This is a genomic window from Streptomyces millisiae, assembly GCF_031845425.1.
Lineage (GTDB): Bacteria > Actinomycetota > Actinomycetes > Streptomycetales > Streptomycetaceae > Streptomyces > Streptomyces millisiae.
In genome coordinates this window covers 1-458 of the sequence record NZ_JAVREM010000286.1, presented here as the reverse complement: position 1 = coordinate 458, position 458 = coordinate 1, and the positions used below count along the sequence as shown (strand labels likewise).

Here is a 458-nt window from a genome sequence, read left to right as displayed (position 1 = left end):
CAGCGGCAGGTCCAACCGGCCCGACTCCAGCCAGCTCCGAACCAAACCTGCCGTCATGCGGATTCCCTTTCGGCCGAACGAAATACCGACCGCGACACATCGCGGAGGTAGCCTGCGAAGCCGCCGGGCGCCCGGCCGTTTTTGCGCGCTGAGGTGGTCACCGACAGCGTCGAGTCCCGTTCTATCCGGTAGCCGGCGGTCTCGAACCTTTCGACCAGCTCGACGTCCTCGCCGGTGGCCAGGGGGCGGAAACCCCCGAGCGTCCAGTACACGTCGGCACGAAAACCCATGTTGGCGCCATGGATGTGGTTGTGCCCCTTGGGTCCCCGCGCACCCGACTCGTAGGAACGCATGTAGTGCCGGACGAGCGCGACGGGGTGATGCCGCCAGTCGGTCACCCGCACCACGCCCAGCACCATGGCGGCCGCCGACGCGGTCTGCCGAAGCAGCCAGTCGGG

Annotated in this window: 1 pseudogene; it reads right to left on the bottom strand. The window is 68.1% G+C overall.

What is annotated here, in order from left to right:
• Positions 1 to 53 precede the first annotated feature (53 nt).
• A pseudogene (locus tag RNC47_RS36705) lies at positions 54 to 458 on the bottom strand (glycosyltransferase); the annotation flags it as partial.